A 2,536-nucleotide genomic window follows, 5' to 3' on the forward strand; every position below is an offset into this window, starting at 1 on the left:
ATTTTTGGTACTATCGCTAGGGAAATGCGGAAATATTTTGTGACTCTATTAGTTGTAGACCAGAGACCTTCCGGAATAGATGCAGAAGTAAAATCTCTCCGAAAATCTCAGCCCTGTTTCTTTTTCCCTAATTCCAAATTAATTTATCCAGCAATAATAGCAGCAATAACAAACACAAATAAAATTACTAAAATTCCAATAATTGCAATACTCGACATTAATAAGAAAGAGATAGTCGCCCACATTCTCTGATGTTTTTTAAATTCAGAAATACTTTTCCATTGCCGACTTTTCCAAGCCCACTCATTTCCTTTAAAACCTAGAACTATTCCTGTCAGTAACCATCCCATACCAAAGGTGATCAAACTTAGATCTATCCAAGCAATTAATCCTACCCAAACATGATTAGTTAGACACCAAAAACCAGGTAATAAAAATCCTCCCCAACTCCAATCAAGAATTTCTTCTGGCACCTCATTAGAACTATGAATAATATTCCCTGATTCTGGAATAGCAACTAAAGCTGTTTTTGTCTCAAGTTCTTGATTTTTTAACTCAGTTTTACTTATTTGAGTTGGTGCAATAATTTCTGGAGTTGGAGGTTGTAATTGTGCTAATATTTCCTCTGCCGACTGGAAGCGATCGCCAGGAATAGAAGCCAACATTCTATTTAAAATTCCTTCAAATTTCGGACTTAATTTTAATTCCTGGCTCCATTGCCATTGCATTGTTTTGGGATTAATTAATTCTGAGGGAAATTTACCAGTCATTAATACTAAACAAGTTACTGCTAAAGCATATAAATCACTATGAGGTGCAACAATTCCTAACCGCATTTGTTCATCAGGAGCATAACCAAATTTACCTAATTTCGTACCAGCAGAAACAACATTTTCGGAACTATCTGCTTTGTGAGAAACCTCAATAGCAATTTGTTTTACTCCACCCAAATCTATCAAAACTGGCAACTTATCTTCTGTCCGATAAATAATATTATCAGGGGAAATATCTCGATGAATAATTCCTTGACCATGTAAATAACTTAAAACTGGTAAAATTTGACGTATAAAGTCAGTTATTTCAACTTCGCTAAAAAAATTACCTCGTTTTCGACGTTGATTTAGTAAAGATTCTAATGTTTGCCCTTCAATAAAATCTTGCACTAAAAATAAACATTTATTTTCTCGAATAAATTCCCAGAAACGGGGAATTTGAGGATGATTAATTCGATGTAATGTCATTGCTTCCCGTTGGAAAAGTTCCTCAGCTTTTTGAATAAATTCTGTACCTTTATTTCCGGGAGTTAATTGTTTTAAAACTACTGCTTGATTAAATCTACCTGTATCTTCTGCTAAGTAAGTTTTGCCAAATCCACCTTGACCTATTTGGCGAATAATTATGTAGCGATTTCTTAATTTACTTCCTGGTTTTAATTCTGTAGATGCTGTTTGAGAGGGTTTTATTTCCTCTAGAGAAGCACCACAATTAGAGCAAAAACGGGAGGCAATAGTATTTTTATGTCCGCAATTTGTACAAGTAGTCATATTAGAAAATAGGGAACAAAGAACAGGGAACAGGAGGAAGTAATTGATAATTTATGGATAAGAATTGATTTGATTTTTCATTTTTGGAAAAGTCTATCTGTTAATTTTAAGGTAAGCATTTCATTTCCTACGGAATGCTGCGCAAACAGCCGTCAGCTATAAGCTATTGCTTTTGGTTTTAGATAAAAGCTTTATTAATTAAGCTAAAATTTAATTTTACTACAAAAACCTGCTCCCTTGATCTTAAGTTCTATATTTATTTGCACCTTGTTTTTAAGTTCAGGGTCTTATTAATGTTAACGCAGTTATGACTCAGGAGGCGAGCTGATAGCTAATAGCTAAATACTTAGGATATTTTTGCCTTCAATATTTGCCTAGCCTAGATAATCAAAAGCTTTTTCATAATTAATGAGGAAGATGAGCTAATTGGGTTTTACATGAACTCATCTTCCTCAATGTTTAAATTCTTCTTCCTTCTGCAAAGACAATAACTTAAGCTAAATTATTACCGAAAAATAAAGGTTTAAAGCNGCTAAATACTTAGGATATTTTTGCCTTCAATATTTGCCTAGCCTAGATAATCAAAAGCTTTTTCATAATTAATGAGGAAGATGAGCTAATTGGGTTTTACATGAACTCATCTTCCTCAATGTTTAAATTCTTCTTCCTTCTGCAAAGACAATAACTTAAGCTAAATTATTACCGAAAAATAAAGGTTTAAAGCCTATCACTCGCCATGGAGAAACAAGAAAAAATTTTCCTTTCAATCCTCTCCCTAAAAGGAAGAGGTAATTATTCATTATTGAATTATTTATGCTCTTGTTTTAGTGCTTCTTCTAACATCTGCGCTCGAATAAAAGTCCGTTGTTGATATAGTGAATACAGCAATAATTCTTGTTGTTTAATCTGTTCTTGTGTTTGTTGATAAAGTAATTGCAAATCACGTTCTACTGACATAGCAAATCCTCCTTTTTAAATTATAGAGCTATAAA

Annotated in this window: 2 protein-coding genes; both read right to left on the reverse strand. The window is 33.0% G+C overall.

The window, feature by feature from the left end; translation table 11 throughout:
• Positions 1–143: 143 nt before the first annotated feature.
• Positions 144–1,544 carry a serine/threonine-protein kinase gene (locus tag AFK68_RS02130; protein ID WP_094671257.1) on the reverse strand — a complete coding sequence of 467 codons (1,401 nt, stop codon included), beginning with the start codon at positions 1,542–1,544 and terminating at the stop codon, positions 144–146.
• Positions 1,545–2,351: 807 nt separating this feature from the next.
• Positions 2,352–2,501, reverse strand: coding sequence for a hypothetical protein (locus AFK68_RS36185; RefSeq protein WP_168186290.1), 150 nt, complete (start codon positions 2,499–2,501; stop codon positions 2,352–2,354).
• Positions 2,502–2,536 lie beyond the last annotated feature (35 nt).

Origin of the sequence: Hydrocoleum sp. CS-953 (assembly GCF_002260545.1) — a bacterium.
GTDB lineage: Bacteria > Cyanobacteriota > Cyanobacteriia > Cyanobacteriales > Microcoleaceae > Trichodesmium.

Excerpts from the sequence above, each read along its gene's own strand:
- AFK68_RS36185 (WP_168186290.1), bottom strand. The coding sequence starts at position 2,501 with ATGTCAGTAGAACGTGATTTGCAATTACTTTATCAACAAACACAAGAA.
- AFK68_RS02130 (WP_094671257.1), bottom strand. The coding sequence starts at position 1,544 with ATGACTACTTGTACAAATTGCGGACATAAAAATACTATTGCCTCCCGT.